Source organism: Methylobacterium sp. 10, assembly GCF_000519085.1.
In the GTDB taxonomy this organism is placed as follows: Bacteria; Pseudomonadota; Alphaproteobacteria; order Rhizobiales; family Beijerinckiaceae; genus Methylobacterium.
In genome coordinates this window covers 4668102-4688602 of sequence record NZ_KI912577.1, presented here as the reverse complement: position 1 = coordinate 4688602, position 20501 = coordinate 4668102, and the positions used below count along the sequence as shown (strand labels likewise).

Here is a 20501-nt window from a genome sequence, read left to right as displayed (position 1 = left end):
ATGACCAAAATTGCACTTGCCCTGGCGGCAGGAACCTTTTTCAGCGCCCTCGGCCTCGGCGCCGCCTCCGCCGCCCCGGCCATGCCGGCCGCTCCCGTGATCGCCGGCGAAGCGCTCACCACCGAGGTGGTCACCCGCGGCCATCACCCGGGCTACGCCAGCCGTGGCATGCGCCATCGCCACCACCATCACCGTCACGGCGTGCGTCGTCACCGCGCCCCCGCCGCCTACAGCCACGGCGATCCGAACTCCCGCAACCCGCAGCAGCCGGGCTACATGCAGCGCAAGGGCACCACGTCGGGCGGCCCGCGCTACTAAGACATTAGCAGCTTGATCGTCAGAAGGGCCGGTGCGGAGACGCATCGGCCTTTTTTCGTCGCGTGACGGTTCTCCCCAGATGATGCTGGCAGGGACGCTGATCCGGTCCGGCGGCCTCTGCTATGATGGCGCATGTCCCAACGCGCCGCCCGCTCCAGCCCGAAGACCAGCGTCCCGGCCGAGGAGACGGTGAGCGCCTCGCCCCTCGACATCGCCGGCGCGACGCCGATGATGGCGCAGTATATCGAGATCAAGGCGGCCAACACGGATTGCCTCCTGTTCTACCGGATGGGGGATTTCTACGAATTGTTCTTCGAGGATGCGGAGATCGCATCGCGCGCCCTCGGCATCGTCCTGACCAAGCGCGGCAAGCATGGCGGAGCAGACATCCCCATGTGCGGCGTGCCGGTGGAGCGCTCTGACGATTATCTCAGCCGTCTCATCGCCCTCGGCCACCGCGTGGCGGTCTGTGCCCAGACCGAGGACCCGGCGGAGGCGAAGAAGCGCGGGCCCAAATCCGTGGTGAGGCGCGAGGTCGTCCGCCTCGTCACCCCCGGCACGATCACCGAGGACCGCCTGCTCGACCCATCGCGGGCCAGCGTCCTCCTGGCTCTCGGCCGCCGCAAGTTCTCGGAATCCGGCTACGCCTACGGCATCGCCGCCGTCGACATCTCCACCGGCCGGTTCTCGCTGAGCGAGGTTCCCGAAGGCGAGCTCGGCGCTGCCATCGCCCGCCACGATCCGCGCGAGATCGTGCTCTCGGAAGCGATCCATTCCGACCCGTCGCTCGGCGGCCTCTGGCGCGACGTGAAGGCCCCCGTCACGCCCCTGGCGCAGGCAGAGCTCGAACCGGCCTCGGCGGAACGGCGGATCAAGGAACAGTTCGGCGTCTCGACCCTCGACGGGTTCGGGCAGTTCGGTCGGGCGGAACTCGCCGCCGCCGGCGCTGCGCTGCTTTATATCGAACGGACGCAGATCGGGGCGCGGCCCGCTCTATCGCCGCCGACGCGGGAGACGAGCGGCGCGACGCTGGCCATCGATGCGGCGACCCGCGCCAACCTCGAACTCACCCGAACCCTTTCGGGCGAACGCACCGGCAGCCTGCTCGATGCCATCGACCGCACGGTGTCGGCCATCGGCGCACGCCTCCTCGCCGAGCATCTCGCCGGCCCCCTCACCGACCTGTCGGCGATCACGCGCCGCCACGAGGCGGTGTCGTTTCTGGTCGAGGACGGTGCTCTTCGCCGGAGCCTGCGCGACGCCCTGGCACGGGCGCCCGACATTGCCCGCGCCCTGTCGCGGCTCGGCCTCGGGCGCGGCGGCCCGCGCGATCTGGCGGCCCTGCGCGACGGCCTCGACGCGGCCCTGGCGATCTCCCAGCGCTGCGGGCAGCTCGCGGCCTTGCCGGAGGACCTCGCCGGCCTCGTCCAGCGCCTCGGCACGGTGGATGCCGACCTCGTCGAGCATCTGCGCGCGGCGCTCGCCGACGACCTTCCCCTGAACCGCCGCGACGGCGGCTTCGTCCGCGCCGGCTATGACGGCGAGATCGACGAGGCGCGCCTTCTCGGCCAGGATTCGCGCAAGGTCATCGCCGGGCTGCAGGCGCGCTATGCCGAGGAGACCGGCTGCCGCACCCTGCGGATCAAGCACAACAACATGCTCGGCTATTACATCGAGGTGCCGCAGGCGGTGGGCGAGACCTGCCTCAAGGGCGCCCTGCGCGAGACGTTCATCCATCGTCAGACCATGATCGACGCCATGCGGTTCTCGAGCGTGGAACTGAACGGGCTGGAGAGCCGCATCTCGGGGGCGGCCGAACGCGCCCTCGCCCTCGAAACCGAAGTTTTCGACACGCTGGCGGCGCGGATCATGGCGCAGGCCGAGACCATCGCCGCCATCGCCGACGCCCTGGCCTGCCTCGACGTCGCCGCCTCCCACGCCGAACTGGCGGTGGAACGGGATTGGCGTCGGCCCTTCGTCGACGACAGTTTCAGTTTCGTGGTCGAGGGCGGCCGTCACCCGGTGGTGGAATTGGCCCTGCGCCGTTCGGGCGAGCCATTCATCGCCAACGACTGCGACCTGTCCGGCGAAGGGCGCGGGCGCATCCGCCTCATCACCGGGCCGAACATGGGTGGCAAGTCCACCTTCCTGCGCCAGAACGCCCTCATCGCCGTCCTCGCCCAGATGGGCGCCTTCGTGCCGGCGACGCGCGTTCATCTCGGCGTCGTGGACCGCCTGTTCTCGCGGGTCGGCGCCGCCGACGACCTCGCGCGCGGGCAATCTACCTTCATGGTCGAGATGGTGGAGACGGCCGCGATCCTGAACCAGGCGAGCCGGCATTCTCTCGTCATCCTCGACGAGATCGGACGGGGAACGGCGACCTTCGACGGCCTCTCCATTGCCTGGGCCTGCCTCGAATACCTCCATGAGCAGAACGGGTGCCGCGCGCTGTTCGCCACCCATTTCCACGAGCTCACCGCCCTCAGCCAGCGGCTCACGCGGCTCGACAACGCGACGCTGAAGGTCGCCGAGCACAAGGGCGAGGTCGTGTTCCTGCACGAGGTCGTGCCGGGAGTCGCCGAGCGGTCCTACGGCCTTCAGGTCGCTCGCCTCGCGGGCCTGCCCGCCGGGGTCATCGCCCGGGCCGGCTCGATCCTGAAGAACCTGGAGAAGGCCGAGCGCGACCGCCCGACCCGTCCTCGCATCGACGACCTGCCGCTCTTCGCCAGCCTCGCACCGCCGCCCCTGCCGGAGGTCCAGGCTCCGTCTGTGGAAGATCCCCTGCGCCAGGAGCTTGACGGGATCGATCCCGACGCCCTGACGCCGCGCGAGGCGCTGGAGGTGCTCTATCGCCTCAAGAAAGCAGCGCGTGGCGGCCTGAGTTGAGGGACGGGAGGCGTCAGGGCCTCGGCCCGATCCAGGGTTTCTGCGACCAGAGGTCATCCTCCGATACGCCCTGCGATGCCGGCCTGAACCCGTCCGATTCGTTGGCGTCGGCTTGCCCGCCGGCCCGGATCGCCGCCACGTAGCGCAATGCGCCGGCCACCGCGCGTTCCGAATAGGGCTTGGCGATGACGCCCAGCGCTCCGGCGAAATCCGCAGGAATGCGCTTGTCGTTGGCGGTCATGAAGACGACGCTGGTGCGCGGGTCGAGGCTCAGCATCCTCGCCACCTCGATCCCGGTCGGACCGTCGATGAGGTGAATGTCCACCAGGGCGATGTCGGGGGAGGTCTCCCGCCCCAGTTCGATCGCCTCGGCCGAGCTTCCCGCCACGCCGGCGATGACGTAGCCGAGATCTTCCAAAAGACACTGGAGTTCGAGGGCAATGAGCGCCTCGTCCTCGACGACGAGGATGCGAAGTCCGTCTCCGCCGCTCACCCTGCCTGCCCTGGCGCGGCTTCGCCCGGCGCGGACGTGCTCGGGCTCTCCGAGTGCAGCGGAATGACGATCTCGACGCGCGTGCCCAGGCCGGGCTCGTGCCAGGTGATGACCCCACGCAATTGCTTCACCACCATCTCCACCAAAGAACATCCGAAGCCGGCGGGGTTCGGCGCCGCGGCCTTCCGTCCGATTCCGTCATCTTCGATCAGAAGGCGCAGGCCGGTCTCGCACCGCCGGGCGGAAATGCTCACACGTCCTTCGCGATCGTCCGGGAAGGCGTGGCGCACGGCGTTGGTGGCAAGTTCGTGCAACATCAGGGCGAGGGGCGCCGCGATGGCGGCCGGCAGGGAAATCGGGTCGATCTCGGCGGTGATCGCCGTGCGCGCCGGATCGATGCCGGCGGTGAGGTCGGACATGAAATCGTCGGCGAATTCGCCAAGGTTGAAGCGGGTCACGTCCCCGGCCGAATAGAGCATGCGATGCACCATGGAGAGCGCGCCGATGCGCTCGGCCATCCCCTGAAGGGCATCCCGCGCCTCGCCCTGGGGGGTTCGCCGTGCCTTGAGGAGAACCAGGGAGGAGATGACCTGCAGGTTGTTCTTCACCCGGTGGTCGACCTCGTGGAGCAGGGCGGTCTTTTCCTCCAGGGCGGCCCGCAGGTCGGCGGTCTGTTCGTGCACCTGCCGTTCGAGCTCGTCGTTCGTCCCCTGCAGGGCGAGTTCGAGAGCGTGTTTCCCGGTCATGTCGGCCTGGGCGGCGTAGTAGTAGACCAGTTCGCCCGCGTCGTTGCGGACCGGCGAAATCGTCATGGCGTTCCAGAAACTGGAGCCGTCCTTGCGGTAATTGCACAGCTCGACCTCTACGGGGATCTGCCGGCGCAAGGCATCGCGAATGGCGTCGATCGCCCGCCGGTCGCTATCCGGTCCCTGGAGCAGGCGACAGTTGCGACCCTGCAGTTCCGCCCGTCCGTAACCGGTGAGGTTGAGAAAAGCGTCGTTGACCCAGACGATGGGGTTGTCGGCGACACGGGGGTCGGTCACCACCATGGGCGTTGGACTGGCGTCGAAAGCCATGGCGAACATCCTGGAATCCAAGGCGGCGTCTCCCGCCGGCCGCAGTTCTGCCGGAACCTGGTCGTTGTTGCTGCCCATCATCCTGACATCACGCTTGCGCCACCGCTTTCAAGAGATGGCAGCCTTTCGACGGCACAGACCGAAACGACCGCCTTGGCAAATAAATCGCGAGGTCGTTGCCTCGTCATGTCGACCCGTCACCAAGGGATATGTCTCATTGCGAGCCAATAGCCACCTACAAACTACGTGCACTCATTAAGTTCCTGGTGACCATTCTTCATTCCAGTCATGGGAGGCGGTACAGGCCGTACCGCGTCGTGACGACCTCTTGGACGAACCACCGTCCGGCGAGCATGGCAGCCGACCCTAAAGGGTCATAAGCCTTCAGGAGTTCCACGAATGGCTCAGAGTCCAGCGGTATCGGGAAAGGTGCGCGGGAAGCTCGCCTTGCGGGATATCTTCGAGGATCCGCGCATCGTCCTGATGCTGGCACTGGGCTTCTCGTCCGGCCTGCCGCTGCTCCTCGTGCTCGGCACCTTCTCCACGCGGCTCGCCTATTCCGACGTGGACATCAAGGCGATCGGCCTCTTCAGCTACTTGGCGCTGCCCTACACCCTGAAGTTCCTCTGGGCGCCGCTCATCGACCGTTTCGACGTTCCCGTCCTGAGCGTTCGTATCGGCCGGCGGCGGTCCTGGATGATCGCGACACAGGTGGCCGTCGCCCTCGCGCTCTCGCTCATGGCGACAGCCAACCCGGCGACCAGCCTCGTCCTCCTCGGCCTCGGGGCGTTCCTGGTGGCGATCTGCGCCGCGACCCAGGACGTCGTGATCGACGGATGGCGCATCGATGCCGCCGGCACCGATCTCCAGGGTGTGATGGCGGCGACCTCGAACCTCGGCTACCGGCTGGCGCTCATGTGCGCCGGTGCGGGCGCCCTGTTCATCGCCGACTGGGCGGGATGGTCGGTCGCGTATTTCAGCATGGCCGGGCTCATGGGCGTCGGCATGATTGCCGCGCTCCTGGCGCCCGCCTACGACAGGAAGCAGTCCGACGCTCCGAGCGCCGCACCGCTGCCGCCGGCCGGTGCACCGGCGAAGGTCTGGTCGTTCCGTGCCGCGGTCCTCGAACCCCTCACCGAATTGCATACCCGCCTCGGCCCGGGCCTATGGGCGATCCTCGTCCTCGTAGCCTTCTATCGGATGCCGGATTTCATTTCCGGCGTGATGGCGAGCCCGCTCTACCGGCAGATCGGCTTCACCCTCACCGAGATCGGCGCGGTGTCGAAGCTTTACGGCATCTGGGTCGGCATCGCCGGCGCCTTCGTCGGCGGCTGGGCGATGACCCGGCTCGGGCTGTTCCCCACCCTCGTCACCGGCGCGTTCCTGGGCGCGGCCTCCAACCTCTCCTTCTCGTGGCTGTCCTATGGCGGACCGGAGGTGTGGCGCCTGACCACCGCGATCTCCATCGACAATTTTTGCGGATCCTTCGCCGGGATGGCGCTCATCGCCTACATGTCGAGCCTCACGGCGCCGGGCTTCGCGGCCACGCAATACGCGCTGTTCTCGTCGCTCTACGCGCTGCCGGGGAAACTCGTGGCAGGCACGTCCGGCTTCATGGTGGCCAGCTACGGTTACCCGGTCTTCTTCGCCTTCACGGCGGCCGTGGGTATCCCGGTGGTGATCCTCTGCTTCTTCGTCGGGCGTGCCGGTGAGCGCAGCGCCGGCCGGGTGGCCGCCGAGACCACCTCCTTCGAGACCGCCGCCTTCGAGACCGCCGCCTCGGGCGACACCGAGACCGTGAGCGGGAACCATCCCGCGGGCCTCACGCTTGCTTCCAGCGATCGGCCCGGCGCGCCGGCGCCCGGAACACGGATGAGACAGTAGTGGTGAGCAACATTTCCCTCGTCGACGATACCCGTTCCACCCCGGCCGAAGGGTCGGCCGGCTCGGACCTCAATGATGCCGACCGCGCGGCCCTCGTTCGTGCCGTCCGTACGCTGGAAACGCCCGGCCTCGCCGCGCGCCTGTCCGCGGTGGCGGGGGCTCCCCTCGAGATGATCAGCCGCAGCCTTCCGGCGCCCGTGACCGATGCGGTGTCGCGTGCCACGGAAGGAGCGATGCGGACGGCCCTGCGCGTGGCCCTCGCGACCCTGCCGGAGGCCGAGAAGACCATTGTCCCGGCCTCGGCCGCCGGGGCGACCGACGCGTCGGCGCTCGACGACCTCCCCGTGCCGGTGGCCACCACGGCGGGCGAGCGCTTCGCGCGCTTCCTGCCCACCGGCGATTTCGGACACAAGGCGATGGCGGCCCTGTCCGGCGCCGTGGGCGGCGCCTTCGGCATCGCGACCCTGCCGGTGGAACTGCCGGTCTCGACCACGCTGATGCTGCGCTCCATCGCGCAGATCGCGCGGGAGGAGGGCGAAGACCTGTCGGACCCGGAAAACGCCCTGGCCTGCGTTCAGGTCTTCGCGCTCGGCGGACGCAGCGGTGCCGAGACTGCGCTGACGGAGAGCGGATATTTCGCGGTGCGCGCGGCGCTCGCCAAGACCATGTCGGAAGCGGCGCGTTATGCCGGCAACCGCGCCCTGCTCGACGAGGCGGCTCCCGCCCTGATCCGCTTCTCCACGCAGATCGCCGCCCGGTTCGGCCTCGTCGTGTCGCAGAAGGTCGCAGCGCAGGCCGTGCCGATCCTTGGCGCGGTCGGGGGAGCGGCCGTGAACACCGCGTTCATGAACCATTTCCAGGCGATGGCGCGCGCCCATTTCACCGTGCGCCGCCTGGAGCGAACCTATGGCAAGGACGTCGTCCGCGTCGCCTACATCGCGGAAAAGGCGCAGCTTGCGGCGTGAAGCATCCCGCTACCGGGCCGGATAGCGCTCCTTCAGGAGGGCGTAGACGAGGCGGGCGGTCTGGACTTCCCCGCCTTCCGGCCGGCCGGGCTTGGTCGACGGGTTCCAGCCATAAAGATCGAAATGCACATGCGCCCGCGTGCCCGGCGCGAACCGCCGCAGGAACAGAGCGGCGGTGATTGCCCCGGCGAAGGGGCCGCCGGAGACGTTGTTGAGGTCCGCCACCTTGGAATCGAGCAGGCTCGCATAGGGCTGGTGAAGCGGCAGCCGCCAGACCGGGTCGGCCGAGACTTGTCCCGCATCGAAGACCGCCGAGGCCAGGGATTCGTCCTCGGTGAAGAAGGCCGGCAGATCGGGACCGAGGGCGACCCGCGCCGCTCCGGTGAGGGTGGCGAAATCGATCAGGAGATCGGGCTTCTCCTCATCCGCGAGGGCGAGGGCGTCGGCCAGGATAAGGCGCCCCTCCGCATCGGTATTGCCGATCTCCACCGTCAGCCCCGCGCGGCTCCTGAACACGTCGCCAGGCCTGAACGCGTTGCCGGCGATGGCGTTCTCGACGGTGGGAACGATGACGCGCAGGCGCAGGTTGAGGCCGGCGCCCATGATCATCGCGGCGGCGGCAAGGGCGGCGGCCGCCCCCCCCATGTCCTTCTTCATCAGCAGCATGCCGCTCGACGGCTTGATGTCGAGGCCGCCCGTATCGAAGACGACGCCTTTGCCGACGAGAGTCACTTTCGGAGCGTTCGCTTCCCCCCAGGTCATGTCGACGAGACGAGGCGCGCGGGGGGAGGCCGCGCCGACCGCGTGGACGAGGGGGAAGTCGCGGGCGAGCGATGCGCCCTCGGTGACGGAGATCACCGCACCGTAGCTCTCGGCCAGCTTTCGGGCGACAGCCTCGATCTGCTCGGGGCCGAGATCGTTGGAGGGCGTATTGACGAGGTCGCGCCCGAGGGCGACGGCCTCGGAGATCCGGCGGATCTCGGTGGCATCGACACCCTCCGGGGTCACGAGGAGCGGCCCCTTCGGCGGCGGCTTGCGATAGCGCGTGAAGCGATAGCTTCCGAGCAGCCACGCCAGGGAAGCGGCCTGCCTGTCGAGGGCGGGCGTGGGTTCGAGCCGGTAGGTTCCGGGGGGCAGCAGCGCGGGCAACTTGCCCACCATGAACGGATCGGCTCCGTCCCCGAGGCCGAACAGGATCCGATCGACACTGCCATCCTCGGCGGGAAGCAACGCTACCCGTCCGGCCTTCGGGACGAAGTCGATCGCTTTGGCGAAGGCCCTGTGCCTTGCGCCGAGTTCCGCTTCGAAGCTGCTCCACTCCTCGCTCCGGATGCAGAAGATCGGAAGGGCGGCGGGATCGTCGGCGCTGAGATGGGGCAGGGTCGGAACTCGGGGGCATTGCGTGGCGCGGCCGGCTGACCCTTGGACGCCCTAAAGTCAGGTTAACCGGCGATTAGGGTTAACGGTCTATCACCGCACGACCGGCGGCGTGAAGCGTCGACCGGCAGGCTCGTGCGGAGCACGTGATGGTGTCGTTGCGTTCAGACCAGCCCCAACCCTCGTCATCGCTGCCGGTCCGGACGGGATTGTCGTTCCCGCTGCGTCTGGCCGGCTTGACGCTGCTCGGTCTACTGGCGAGCGCCTGCCAGTCGCGCTCACCGGAGACCACCGGCTCGATCGGCGGCCTCTCCCTCAAGAGTTTCGGACGTGCACCAGGCCGCGAGGTGGTGACCCTGCGCGACGTCGACGCGCTCGGCCAGAAATACAATGCCGACCAGAACGATGTCGGCTTGGCCCTGCGCTATGCGCAGGCACTGAAGGCAACGAACCAGAAACCGCAGGCCGTTGCCGTGCTTCAGCAGACGGCGCTACGCAACGCCAAGAACTCGGCCGTTCTGGCGGCTTACGGGAAGGCCCTGGCGGAGGTCGGACGCTTCACCGAAGCCGCCGAAGTGCTCCAGAACGCCCATACCCCGGCCCGGCCGGACTGGCGCGTGCTCTCCGCCCAGGGCGCGGTGGCCGACCAGATGGGCGACCATGCCCGCGCGCAGGGCTTCTACGAGGCCGCGCTGAAGATCCAGCCGGACGATCCCATGGTCCTGTCCAATCTAGGCCTTTCCTATGCTCTGGCGAGGCAGCTCGACCAGGCGGAGGCCGTGATGCGCAACGCCGTGGCCCAGCCGCGCGCGGACGCACGGGTGCGCCAGAACCTCGCTTTGGTCCTCGGGTTGAGGGGAAAGCTCGCGGAGGCGGAGGAGTTGACCCGGGGCGACCTGACCCCGGAAGAGGCGGCGGCCAATGCCGCCTCCCTGCGGGCGATGATTGCCCAGGCCCGGGCGCAGAAAGCACCGAGAGCCTCGAGCCGCCCGCTCGCCGGCGAGATGCCGCGCGGCTGAGCGGCGGCGCCACGACGAGCGAGACGGCGTGTCGGGGCGATCGCAACGTGGAACGGCGTATGGAGCGTGGCGAGGGTCAGGCGCCGAACAGGAACAGGCCGCTGGGACCATGTTCCAGCTGGGACACCGTCACGTCGTGCAGAATAATTTTGTCACCGCCGCCGACGCCCTCGAACGTCACCAGCGTGTTCCGCCCGCCATTCAATGGCCGGAAGACGAGATCGCCTTCATCGACGCCGGCGATGCTGATGTAAATCTGGTCGGCATCGACGTCGAAACCGTAGACACCGTCGCGGCCGAATCCGGCCTGAAAGAGGAAGGTGTCGTCTCCTGACCCCGCGAACAGTTTGTCTGCGCTCGCGCCGCCTATGATCGTTGCTCCGGAATCGCCGGCCTTGATACGGTCGTTGCCCTCGTCACCGTGGAGAATGCTGGGCAGGTGGTCGCTTCCGACGATGACGTCGTTGCCGTCTCCGCCATAGGCGTATTTGCCCCCTTTACCCAGGGCGATGACATCGTCGCCGTCCTCACCGGCGATGTAAGCCGTTCCGCTGCTGCCCTTGATCACGTCGTCGCCGTCTCCGGCCTTGATCGAGACGTATCCCCCACCGCCGGTGATGACATCGTCGCCCTGGGTGCCGACGATGTTGCTGGGACTGCCGATCTTGCTCGCCATGAGAATCGTCACGCCCGTCGTGACAGCGGAAAGATCCAGTTTCGAGCCCGCTCCCACATGGATCGTCTCGATGCCCCACAGCGTATCGTCGCTGAAGCTGTATGCGTCTGCGCCCCGCAGGAACAGCCTGTCATGACCTTCACCGCCATTGACGCTGGCGCCGGGCTCCCTGACCACGATGCGGTCGTTGCCGTCGTCTGCCCAGAACGTGTCGATGCCGCCCATGCCACGCAGCGTGTCATTGCCCGCGCCACCGGAAAAGACGTCGTTCCCACGCCCTCCAGTCATGATGTCATCGAAGTCATAGCCATTTAAAGTCACGCCTCCAGTGTTGGAGGAAAAGTCCATCTTGAAGCTCACGGCGTGACCGGTGAGGATGTAATCTTCGGACAAATTGCTGGTGCCATTGTACAACTGCGAAATAACATTCCCGTTTTCGTCTGGGTTGATCTGAGCGCGAAACTTATACTTCGACGTATCGAAGTCGTAGATATTGCTCGAAATCGATATGGCCGAGCTGAAATCCGGATCGAATGTCGCACCGTAATTATACTCGACCGAAGGCATGGCTAACTCCCTGTATTATATAAGAATTTATATTGATGCGCCGCTAAGAGAACATGCTCGTTCGCAGCGATTTGCCGCAATCAAAAATCAGAATTAAATCGCGGCTGCAATTGCAAATAAAGTACTATCATCTCGATGAGATTAGACAATCAATATTGCCTATGTGTCAACGTCCTGTACTATCGGAAGCAACAAACATCGAGTGAAAGACAAAAATAATCCGCGCCCATCGAAGCCCAGATGGTGTATGTTTAGAACATACTTCGGGTTTAGGGATGAGAACCGTACGGATTGGTGCCGTGCCATCATTCTGCCGGACGGAAGGCTCCGATCCCGGCATGTCGGTGTCGAAGGTGCCGGACATGACGGCATAGGGCGGGTTCACGACGGACATGCCGTGGCACGCCCCCTCGACCACGAGGATCTTTGGAATGAGATCGCCCGATAGCTCGTCTCCGAGACCGGGTTTCCTCTTCCACCCATTCGAGCTTGGCGACTGTCACAGATTGAGAGCAGCGCCACCTCAGCGGTAGATCTGGATGATCGCCGGCGTCAGGATCACGACGAACAGTACCGGCAGGAAGAAGAGGATCATCGGCACAGTCAGTTTCGGCGGCAGGGCGGAGGCCTTCTTCTCCGCGGCGTTCATGCGTTGGTCGCGGCTCTCCTGGGACAGCACGCGCAGGGCCTGGCCCATGGGCGTGCCGTAGCGCTCGGCCTGGATCAACGCGGTGGCGACCGCCTTGACGGAATCGAGACCCACACGGTTGCCGAGGTTCTCGAACGCCAGGCGGCGATCGGGCAGGTAGGACAGTTCCGCCGCCGTGACGGCGAGTTCCTCCGCCAGAGCGACCGATTGGGTGACGGCCTCGATGCTGACCCGTCGGATGGCGTGCTCCACCGACATCCCGGATTCGACGCAGATCAGGGTGAGGTCGAGGGCATCGGGCCAGGCCGCCTGGATCTCGGACTGGCGCTTTTTCGTGGCGTTGAGCAGGTAGAGTTCGGGCGCCTTGATGCCGAGGAGCAGGGCCGCGATGACCATCATGAGGCGGATGGTGACGGAGTAGTCCAGCACCTTCAGGACGAAGAGGTAGAAGATCGCTGCCAGTCCGATCGCGATCGGCGTGACCATGCGAAAGAACAGGAACCCGGTCTCCGCACCCGGCGAACGGTATCCCGCCATGATCAATTGTCGCCGGGCGGTATCGGTACCGAGCCAGCGGCTCAGGTTGAACTGGTCCACCACTCGCTTCATGTACGCCTTCGGCGCCACGCGCAGGGTGGACCGGTTGTTGAGCCGGTCACGTTCGCGCCGGCGCAACTCCTCGCGCTCGTCACCGATCAGCTTCATGCGCTTGTTGAGCTTGTCGGGCTCGATGAGCGGCTGCAGCAGGGCGAATGCGGTCGCCGCAGCCGCCACCCCGGCCAGAACCATGCCGATGAAGCGCGGATCGATGAGCTTTTCGCCGATGAGGGACAACATGGGCGGTCAGACCTCGAAGCTGATCATCTTCTTCATCACGAAGATCCCGATCGACATCCAGATCGCGGATGCGACGAGGGCCATCTTGCCGGTATCCGTCGTCCACAGCAGCGAGATGTAATCCGGGCTGGACAGGTAGGTCAGCACCGCCACGATGAAGGGCAGGGCGGCGATGATGCCGCCGGACGCCTTGGCCTCCATGCTCATCGCCTGGATCTTCCCGGCCATCTTCTTGCGCTCACGCAGGACCTTGGAGAGGTTGCTCAGGGCTTCCGAGAGATTGCCGCCGGACCGGCCCTGGATGCCGATGACGATGGCGAAGAAATTGACGTCGGAGACGGGCACCCGCTCGTACATCCGCACCATCGCATCGCCGAGGCTGAGACCCAGGGTCTGGGATTCCACCACCTGGCGAAACTCGCCACGGATCGGCTCCTCGGCTTCCCGCGCGATGATGCGGAAGCAGTCGCCCACCGGGATGCCGGCCCGCACGCCGCGGGTGATGATGTCGATGGCGGTGGGCAATTCTGTGATGAAGGCGTTGATGCGCCGCTTGCGCAGGAAACTCAGCATCCACAGGGGCAGACCGAACCCGCCGGCGAAGAGGGCCGCGAGGGTCGCGAGCTTGTGCGAGGTGAGAACGAAGATGAGAAGACCGGTGACGACGGCCATGAGCGCGGAGACGACCCGGAACTTCTGCTTCGTCCAGTCCAGTCCGGCCCGGGCGATCTTGAGTTCGAGCGTGACCGTCGTCCCGCCGCGCTTGGCCTCGACTTCCTTCAGGCTCCTGGCCACCTGCTCGCGCCGGCTCGCCGTGACCGCGCGATGAGCGGGGGACGTCACCACGCTGACCGCCTGCCTGCGTTTGGCGGCCCGGTTCTCCCCCGACAGGAGGGGGGTCAGCACCACATAGGCGATGGCCCCGGCCGCGACCGCCGCAAGACCGACGGCAAGAGGCATCTGCAGGGCGTTCATGGCAGGATGTTCATGGCAGCATCATCATGCGTTGCCGACGTCGTAGGCCGCCGCGTCGAGGGCGGCCGCCAGGGCCTTCTCCTCCCCGTAATAGCGCGCGCGGTCCCAGAATCGCGGACGGCCGATGCCGGTGGAGCGATGGCGCCCGAGGAGCCTGCCGTTCGCGTCCTCGCCGAGCACGTCGTAGACGAACAGGTCCTGGGTGATGATGACGTCGCCCTCGAGCCCCATCACCTCGGTGATGTGGGTGATGCGGCGCGAACCGTCACGCAGGCGCGTCGCCTGGACGATGATGTCGATCGACCCGACGATCATCTCGCGCAATGTCCGCGAGGGCAGGCTGAACCCGCCCATGGTGATCATCGATTCGATGCGGGCCAGCGCCTCGCGCGGCGAGTTGGCGTGGAGCGTGCCCATCGAGCCGTCATGGCCGGTATTCATCGCCTGGAGCAGGTCGAACGCCTCCGGGCCGCGCACCTCGCCGACGATGATCCGCTCCGGCCGCATGCGCAGGCAGTTTCTCACGAGGTCGCGCATGGTGACCTGCCCCGACCCTTCCATGTTCGCGGGCCGGGTCTCGAGGCGGACGACGTGGGCCTGCTGCAGTTGCAGCTCGGCCGCGTCCTCGCAGGTGATGATCCGCTCGTCCTCGTCGATGTAGCGCGTCAGGCAGTTCAGCAGGGTGGTCTTGCCGGAGCCCGTACCGCCGGAAATCACCACGTTGCAGCGGACGCGACCGATGATCTGCAAAATCCTCGCCCCTTCGGGCGAGATCGCCCCGAAGGTCACGAGCTGGTCGAGGGTGAGCTTGTCCTTCTTGAACTTACGGATGGTGAGGACCGGCCCGTCAATGGCGAGCGGCGGAGCAATGATGTTGACGCGGGACCCGTCCGGCAGGCGCGCGTCGCAGATCGGCGAGGATTCGTCGACGCGCCGGCCGACCTGGCTGACGATGCGCTGGCAGATGTTCATCAGCTGCTGGTTGTCGCGGAAGCGCACGTTGGTAAGCTGGATCTTGCCCCCGACCTCGATGAAGGCCCGGTTGGCGCCGTTGACCATGATGTCGGCGATATCGTCGCGGGCCAGCAGCGGCTCCAGCGGTCCGTAGCCGAGGACATCGTTGCAGATGTCGTCGAGGAGCTCCTCCTGCTCGGCGATGGACAGGACGATGTTCTTGAGGCCGATGATCTCCGAGACGATGTCGCGGATCTCCTCGCGCGCCGATTCGACGTCGAGGCGCGACAGCTGCGCCAGATCGATGGCCTCGATCAGCGCCCCGAAGATCATGCTCTTGGTACGGAAGTAATCCTCCGACTTCACCGCCTCCCGGACGGGGACGAGCCGTTCCACCCGCGGGGTCTTCGCCACGCCCGGCTGGTCGTCGAGGACGGGAAGCGGAACCTGCGGCTTTGGCGCGGACGGAACCGTGACCGCCGTCGGGATTTCCGAGGCTTGGCTTCTCCTACCGAACATGACGGGCCTCCACGCAGCGCGCCGCCATCACGACGCCTTGCGTCGGGACAGCCGCGACAGCAGGGGCTCGAACAGGTTCCCGCGGACACGACGCGTCTCGGGACGTCCGATCATGCGCGCGGCGAGCTCCGAGAACACGTCCGAGGCCTTGGCGCCCGCCTGGACCTCGGCGATCATCTGACCGTTGTTCGCCGCCGTGCCGAACAGGGCCGGATCGTACGGGATCGTCGCCGTCAGCGTGGCGTCCAGGGCCTTGGCGAACTCACCGGCCGAGATCTCGGGGCGCTTCGGCACGCCGACGCTGTTCAGCACGATGCGCGGCCTGGCGTCGTTGGGCCGGCTCTGCTGCAGCAGGGTCAGCAGGTTCTTGAGATTGCGCAGGGAGGCGAGCTCCGGCTGGGCGACGACGATGATTTCGTCCGAGGAGATCAGCAGGCGCCGGGTCCAGGCCGACCAGGTATGGGGCACATCGAGGACCACGCAGGGCACGGCCGCGCGCAGGAGGTCGATCAGGTTGTCGAAGGACGGCTCGGTCAGGTCCGTGGTCCGTTCGAGGGTGGCCGGCGCTGAGAGCAGAGAGAGGTTGTCGCTGCATTTCGAGAGCAGGCGATCGAGGAGGTTAGAATCGAGGCGCTCGGGCGCGAAGACGGCCTCCGCGATCCCCTGCGGCGGGTCCTGATTGAAGTTGAGGCTCGCCGTACCGAAGGCGATGTCGAGATCGGCGATGACCGTCGCCATCCCGTGCTCGCGCGCGACGGTCCATGCCAGGTTGTGGGCGATGGTGGAGGAGCCGACGCCTCCCTTGGCGCCGACCACCGCGATGGTGCGGCCGAGCGGCTTGGCGCCGGGGGCCGTGAACAGATCGGACAGGGCCTGGATCAGGACGATCGGCTCCACCGGCGCCATGAGATACTCGCTCACGCCGCGCTGGATGAACTGGCGGTAGAGCTGGACGTCGTTGACATGGCCGATGACGACGACCTTCGTCCCTTCGTCACAGACCTCCGCCAGGGAATCGAGGATCTCCAGCGGACGCGACTTCGCGCCCTGCGTCTCGATGATGACCACGTTGGGCGTGGGCGCGTGGCGGAACGCCTCGACGGCAGCGGGGCCGCCGCCCATCTGGATCTTGATCTGGGCCTTCTGCAGCCGCCTGTCGCTCCCCGCCGCCTCGATCGACGCGGCCGTCTCGCCCGTCTCGCAGAATGCCTGGATGGTGATCCGCGGCACCGGAGCGATGACGCGCTCGGGTGACTCGATGAAGTCAGGCATGGGGCGGGTCCGGTCTTTGGGTGACAACGAGGGCCGAAGCTCTGTCGAACGACGGGAGGGGACGCGCCGATCAGTTGTCGATGGCTGCCTTCACCGACGTCTTCCCATCCTGACGCCATATGGTTGACGGATCCTTGCCCTCCCGCAGCTTATTGATGTCGACGGTGCGCCGGATCGAGTCGATGCGCCCTTCCGGCCGGCCGCGGACGAGGTCGACCGGATCGGCCACTTGGCTCGCGATATTGGCCTGCATGGCGCAGCCGAGGTTCCAGTGGGTCTCGTTGCGCGCGGAGAAGGCCGGGCTTCCGACCCCGAGATCCTGGGGCCAGACACCGCATTGGCTGGCGACCTTCGCCTCCATGCGCTGGAAGCTCAGACGGAGCGGAGCGGCGAGGAACGGGTCCGCCACCGCGTAGCCGGTGACGATCATCTGCCGTCCGCCGACGCCGTTGTCGGCGCCGAGCCTGCGGATCGCCGCGCCGGTCCGCTCCACGGCGACGCCCTGCGACGGCGAGACCCCGCGCGGCATGTCCAGAATGACGGTGCCGCGCCCGTAGCGGCGGAAGTCCAGCAGGAAGGCCTCGATGTCGGCGCGCTGTCGCGGATCGATATGGCCGGTACCGGTGACGAAGACGTCCAGGGACCGCGTGGCGTCGGCGAGCACGATGGGATGACGGACCCGGTAGTCGGTCGGATAGAGCGAACCGGTGGTCTCGGCGCGGTCGGCGCGGCACGCGCCCAACGCGGTGGCCAGGACGATCGAGGCGACGACCGCGGCGGGGGAGCGGAAGGGGTGGAATGACATGGGGGTCGGGTCCTGATCGTGCCTGGGCCGCGTCGTTCTGCGAGGTCGTCGTGGTTCGCTCTCGAATCGTCGCATCAATCCGTGATGAAGCCGACGCGGCCCCGATAATTGGCGCCCAGCGGCGCCGCGCCGCCCGAGCCGTAGACCCGGTTCAGGCGTCCGAGCAGGATGCCCTGACCGTCCTGGGCATCGACGAAGCCGTCATCCGGCCGCACGACCTGCTTCGCCTCCATCGCCTTGGCGATGTAGGGCGTGACCATGATCATGAGTTCGGTTTCCTGGCGCTGGTAGTCGCGAGAGCGGAACAGGGCACCGAGAATGGGCAGGTTCACGAGGCCGGGCAGTCCGCTGACGGCGGCCTTGTTGCGCTGCTGGATCAGGCCGGCGGTCATCATGGTTCCGCCGGAGGCGAGTTCGACGGTTGTCTCGGTCTTCCGCAGAGTGAAGGCGGGGACGGAGACGGCGGAATCGCCCTGGGTGAAGGTGAAAGAGTTGGTCTGGTCGATTTCGGAGACCTCCGTGGCGACGCGCACGGAGATGCGGTTCTCGGCCATCACCACGGGCGTGAAGTTCAGGGTCACGCCATAGGTCTTGAACGCGATGCCGATGGAGCAGACGCCGCCCGTGCAGTTCTGCGAGGCGGGAACGGGGATCTCCCCGCCGGCGGTAAATTTTGCGGATTCCCCCGAAATCGCGGTGAGCGTCGGCTCGGCGAGAATACGTGAGACGCCGGCCTGCTCGAAAGCCCGCAGGGTGGCCGAGATACTCGCCCCGCCGCCTCCGTTGATTGTCGCCTTGATCTCGTTCCCATTCGGGAACTGGCCGCCATTGAGACCGAAGGGCGCGACGTTCGCGAGGTTGAGCCCGGACCAGTTGCCGCTGAGATTGACGCCGAACTGCTTCAGCACGGTCCGGGCCACTTCGACCACGGTGACGCGGAGCATCACCTGATCCTTGCCCCGGATGGTGAGGTTGTTGATGACGGCGCCCCGGGCCGCCGCCCCGCCGGCGGCACCGCCGGCCTGGCCGACGAAGGCGGTCGCGATGTCCATGGCCTGGGCCGCCTCGGCCGCCGAGCCGACGAAGCCCGACAGGATCAGCGAGTCGCCGGCGGTCCGGATATCGAAGCGACCGCCCGCGATGCTCTGGAGCAGGATCTGCCGCAGGGTTCCGAGCTTGAGGTCCCGCGCCACGGTGACGTCGAGGGCGGTGATCTGGCGGCCTTCGGCGTCCATGATGAAGATCGAGGTCGCCCCGTCCTCCATCCCGATAACGAAGACCTTGCGGGTCGAACGCACGACGGCGTTGGCCACCTTCGGATTGGCGACGAAGACCTCCTTGGCGTCGCGCGGCAGGTCGATCACGAGGGAGCGCCCGGTCGTGAGCTCGATACGGCGCGAGGTGCCGGATTCGTTGCCGCCGACATCGACGATCGGGGCGGCGGTGAAACCATTTCTCGGCGCCGCCCCGGCGGAGGTGGCGGCGAGGACCAGACCGGCAAGGGCCGCGAACACGGACAGGCTGCCCACGCGGACCCGGTGTCTCGTGGTCATCGGAGAATCTTTCATCATCGCGCGGTTCGTCATCTCAGCGACGCGGTTGTTGTTTGGCGATACCGAAGCGGACGACCGTCAGGGCCGTGTCCTGCTGAGTCTCCGGCGGGGCATCCCCGGTCCGGCCGGCATCCATGAGGCTGCGCAGGGAGAGGGAGAGCTGTCCCACCTTCTGGGCCAGGGTGACGGTTTCGGCTTGGGCGGGTGTCAGCGCGAGAGTGGCGGTCTCGCCGGTGACGACGTTGGTCCCGTTCCGCTCCTGCACGATCTGGCCGACGGCGAGCACGCGGATATCTGTGAGCAAGGTCTCCGAAATCTGGACCTCGCCGCCCCCGGAGCGTGTGGATTCCTCGTCGCGATAGGTGCGGATCAGGTCCACGTGATCGTTGGGGAGGATGAATCCACCGGCCGAACTCGACCCGCGCGTATCGGTGACGATGGCGACGGCGCGCATGCCGGAGGGCAGGATCGCCGCCATGAAGCCGCCGTCGGACCGGGCGAGTTTCTGCGGGCGGATCGGCTCACCCGCGAGGAAGGCGCTGCGGGTGATCGAGCCGATGATGGTATCCATGCCGTTGGGCGAGGCCGTGCGCGTCATGTAGCCGACGGTGATGGCCTGGTCGGGCCAGGGCTGCCAGCGAAGGTCGGCGGCCTGGATGTTCTGCCCCATCGGCAGGTCGGCGGCGGCCACCAGCACATCCGTAACCGGCAGCGGGGGAGGAGGGGGCGCTTCGACCACGGCCTGGACCGGAGGCGGCGCATCGCTGCCGCTCATCAAAAACGCGGCGCCCGCACCGGCAGAGAGCGCGATGGCGATGACGGCAAGGCGGGCTGGTTTCATCGCCGTGTTCGAACCTGACAGGACGGCCTGCTGCCGTCGACGTCCAGGCTTCGCCGGGATTCCTCAAATTACGGTTAACGAAAGCTAACGCATGAGAATTAGGGACGACTCGCGATAGGTCAGCTCGATCGAGCACCGAGCTCGACAAGCATCGTTCCGGCCTCTTTAAGTTCAACTCTTACGTGTATCCGGCCTCACGGTGCCATCATTCTTGCCCAAGTCATCGTCTCCGGGATCACGATCAGCGCTCCGAGGGAGAGGGCGATCCCGTAGGGCACGCCGGTCTTGGCGTCATGAAGGTGGAGGGCGAAGGGGAGGCGGCCGAGACATCGCGGCAGGGGATGCGCCCGCGCGACGAGAATTGCCAATGTGAGCGCGCCCCCGGCAAGCGACGCGACGACCAGGTACTCGCCCAATCGGTCGAACCCGATCCACACCGCGGTGGCGGCGGCGAGTTTGGCATCGCCTCCGCCGATGATGCGAAAGGCGAAGAGGCCGAACGTCACGACCAGCGTCGCCGCTCCCGCTCCCAGATGCCCGACGAGATCCCAGCCCCACAGTCCGGTTGCACCGGCGAAGATCGCGAAGCCGAGCAGCAGCAGAAGGGACACAGCGTTGGGAATCGTCATCGTCAGCAGATCCCGAGCGGCCGCATAGGCCATCAGGAACGGGAAGACGATCAGGAGCGTGACACTCGCCATCGGGTCCGTCTCGATCTGGGGTCGGAATTCGGATCGTCACCCGGTGAAGGACCCTCGCCGCAGGGCGCTCGATCGCGGCGACAGAGGCCGTTTCGGGAAACTTGCGGGACCGCTTGGTCACCGTCCGCATGAAG

The 20501-nt window shown here is 66.8% G+C and carries 17 protein-coding genes; 5 read left to right on the top strand and 12 right to left on the bottom strand.

Translation table 11 applies throughout. The features are described 5' to 3' along the window. Entirely contained in the window at positions 1-318 is a 318-nt protein-coding gene (locus tag K368_RS0122115; protein WP_036267269.1) for a hypothetical protein, read from the top strand. A gap of 132 nt (positions 319-450) precedes the next feature. Next, on the top strand, positions 451-3204 hold the full coding sequence (gene mutS, locus K368_RS0122110) for a DNA mismatch repair protein MutS (RefSeq protein ID WP_027174253.1): 2754 nt from the start codon (positions 451-453) through the stop codon (positions 3202-3204). Positions 3205-3217: 13 nt separating this feature from the next. Here mutS and K368_RS0122105 read toward each other — a convergent pair whose 3' ends face one another. Both K368_RS0122105 and K368_RS0122100 read right to left on the bottom strand, forming a co-directional pair. Next, positions 3218-3697, bottom strand: a complete 480-nt coding sequence (locus tag K368_RS0122105; protein ID WP_027174252.1) for a response regulator — start codon at positions 3695-3697, stop codon at positions 3218-3220. Next, complete coding sequence (locus K368_RS0122100) at positions 3694-4782, bottom strand: PAS domain-containing protein (protein WP_051440142.1); 1089 nt, start codon at positions 4780-4782, stop codon at positions 3694-3696. The genes K368_RS0122105 and K368_RS0122100 overlap by 4 nt, the downstream gene beginning before the upstream one ends. A gap of 390 nt (positions 4783-5172) precedes the next feature. On the opposite strand from K368_RS0122100, the gene K368_RS0122095 reads away from it, so the two are divergent. Together K368_RS0122095 and K368_RS0122090 are read left to right on the top strand one after the other, a co-directional pair. Then, positions 5173-6657 (top strand): AmpG family muropeptide MFS transporter, encoded by a 1485-nt coding sequence (locus K368_RS0122095; protein ID WP_027174250.1) that lies wholly within the window; start codon positions 5173-5175, stop codon positions 6655-6657. Between the two features lie 2 nt (positions 6658-6659). Next, entirely contained in the window at positions 6660-7622 is a 963-nt protein-coding gene (locus tag K368_RS0122090) for an EcsC family protein (protein ID WP_027174249.1), read from the top strand. 9 nt (positions 7623-7631) lie between these two features. Here the strand turns inward: K368_RS0122090 and K368_RS0122085 are convergent, their stop codons facing one another. Beyond that, the gene (locus K368_RS0122085) at positions 7632-8963 is read right to left on the bottom strand and encodes a leucyl aminopeptidase family protein (protein ID WP_245259706.1); all 1332 of its coding nucleotides are present in this window, start codon (positions 8961-8963) and stop codon (positions 7632-7634) included. Between the two features lie 185 nt (positions 8964-9148). Between K368_RS0122085 and K368_RS0122080 the strand changes: the two genes are divergently transcribed. Continuing rightward, the gene (locus tag K368_RS0122080; RefSeq protein WP_051439965.1) at positions 9149-10018 is read left to right on the top strand and encodes a tetratricopeptide repeat protein; all 870 of its coding nucleotides are present in this window, start codon (positions 9149-9151) and stop codon (positions 10016-10018) included. 76 nt (positions 10019-10094) lie between these two features. Here K368_RS0122080 and K368_RS25330 read toward each other — a convergent pair whose 3' ends face one another. From K368_RS25330 to K368_RS0122035, 9 genes are all read right to left on the bottom strand, one after another. Next, positions 10095-11261, bottom strand: coding sequence for a calcium-binding protein (locus K368_RS25330; RefSeq protein WP_051439964.1), 1167 nt, complete (start codon positions 11259-11261; stop codon positions 10095-10097). A 523-nt stretch (positions 11262-11784) separates the two neighbouring features. Next, positions 11785-12747 carry a type II secretion system F family protein gene (locus tag K368_RS0122070; RefSeq protein ID WP_027174246.1) on the bottom strand — a complete coding sequence of 321 codons (963 nt, stop codon included), beginning with the start codon at positions 12745-12747 and terminating at the stop codon, positions 11785-11787. 6 nt (positions 12748-12753) lie between these two features. Continuing rightward, positions 12754-13722 (bottom strand): type II secretion system F family protein, encoded by a 969-nt coding sequence (locus tag K368_RS0122065; RefSeq protein WP_027174245.1) that lies wholly within the window; start codon positions 13720-13722, stop codon positions 12754-12756. A 24-nt stretch (positions 13723-13746) separates the two neighbouring features. Beyond that, positions 13747-15195, bottom strand: coding sequence for a CpaF family protein (locus K368_RS0122060; RefSeq protein WP_027174244.1), 1449 nt, complete (start codon positions 15193-15195; stop codon positions 13747-13749). A 27-nt stretch (positions 15196-15222) separates the two neighbouring features. Continuing rightward, on the bottom strand, positions 15223-16467 hold the full coding sequence (locus tag K368_RS0122055) for an AAA family ATPase (RefSeq protein WP_027174243.1): 1245 nt from the start codon (positions 16465-16467) through the stop codon (positions 15223-15225). Between the two features lie 70 nt (positions 16468-16537). Further along, complete coding sequence (locus K368_RS0122050) at positions 16538-17272, bottom strand: CpaD family pilus assembly protein (protein ID WP_027174242.1); 735 nt, start codon at positions 17270-17272, stop codon at positions 16538-16540. Between the two features lie 74 nt (positions 17273-17346). Next, on the bottom strand, positions 17347-18825 hold the full coding sequence (locus K368_RS0122045; RefSeq protein WP_027174241.1) for a type II and III secretion system protein family protein: 1479 nt from the start codon (positions 18823-18825) through the stop codon (positions 17347-17349). A gap of 34 nt (positions 18826-18859) precedes the next feature. Then, positions 18860-19666 carry a Flp pilus assembly protein CpaB gene (cpaB, locus tag K368_RS0122040; protein WP_027174240.1) on the bottom strand — a complete coding sequence of 269 codons (807 nt, stop codon included), beginning with the start codon at positions 19664-19666 and terminating at the stop codon, positions 18860-18862. 194 nt (positions 19667-19860) lie between these two features. Further along, the gene (locus K368_RS0122035; protein WP_027174239.1) at positions 19861-20367 is read right to left on the bottom strand and encodes a prepilin peptidase; all 507 of its coding nucleotides are present in this window, start codon (positions 20365-20367) and stop codon (positions 19861-19863) included. Between the last annotated feature and the right edge of the window lie 134 nt (positions 20368-20501).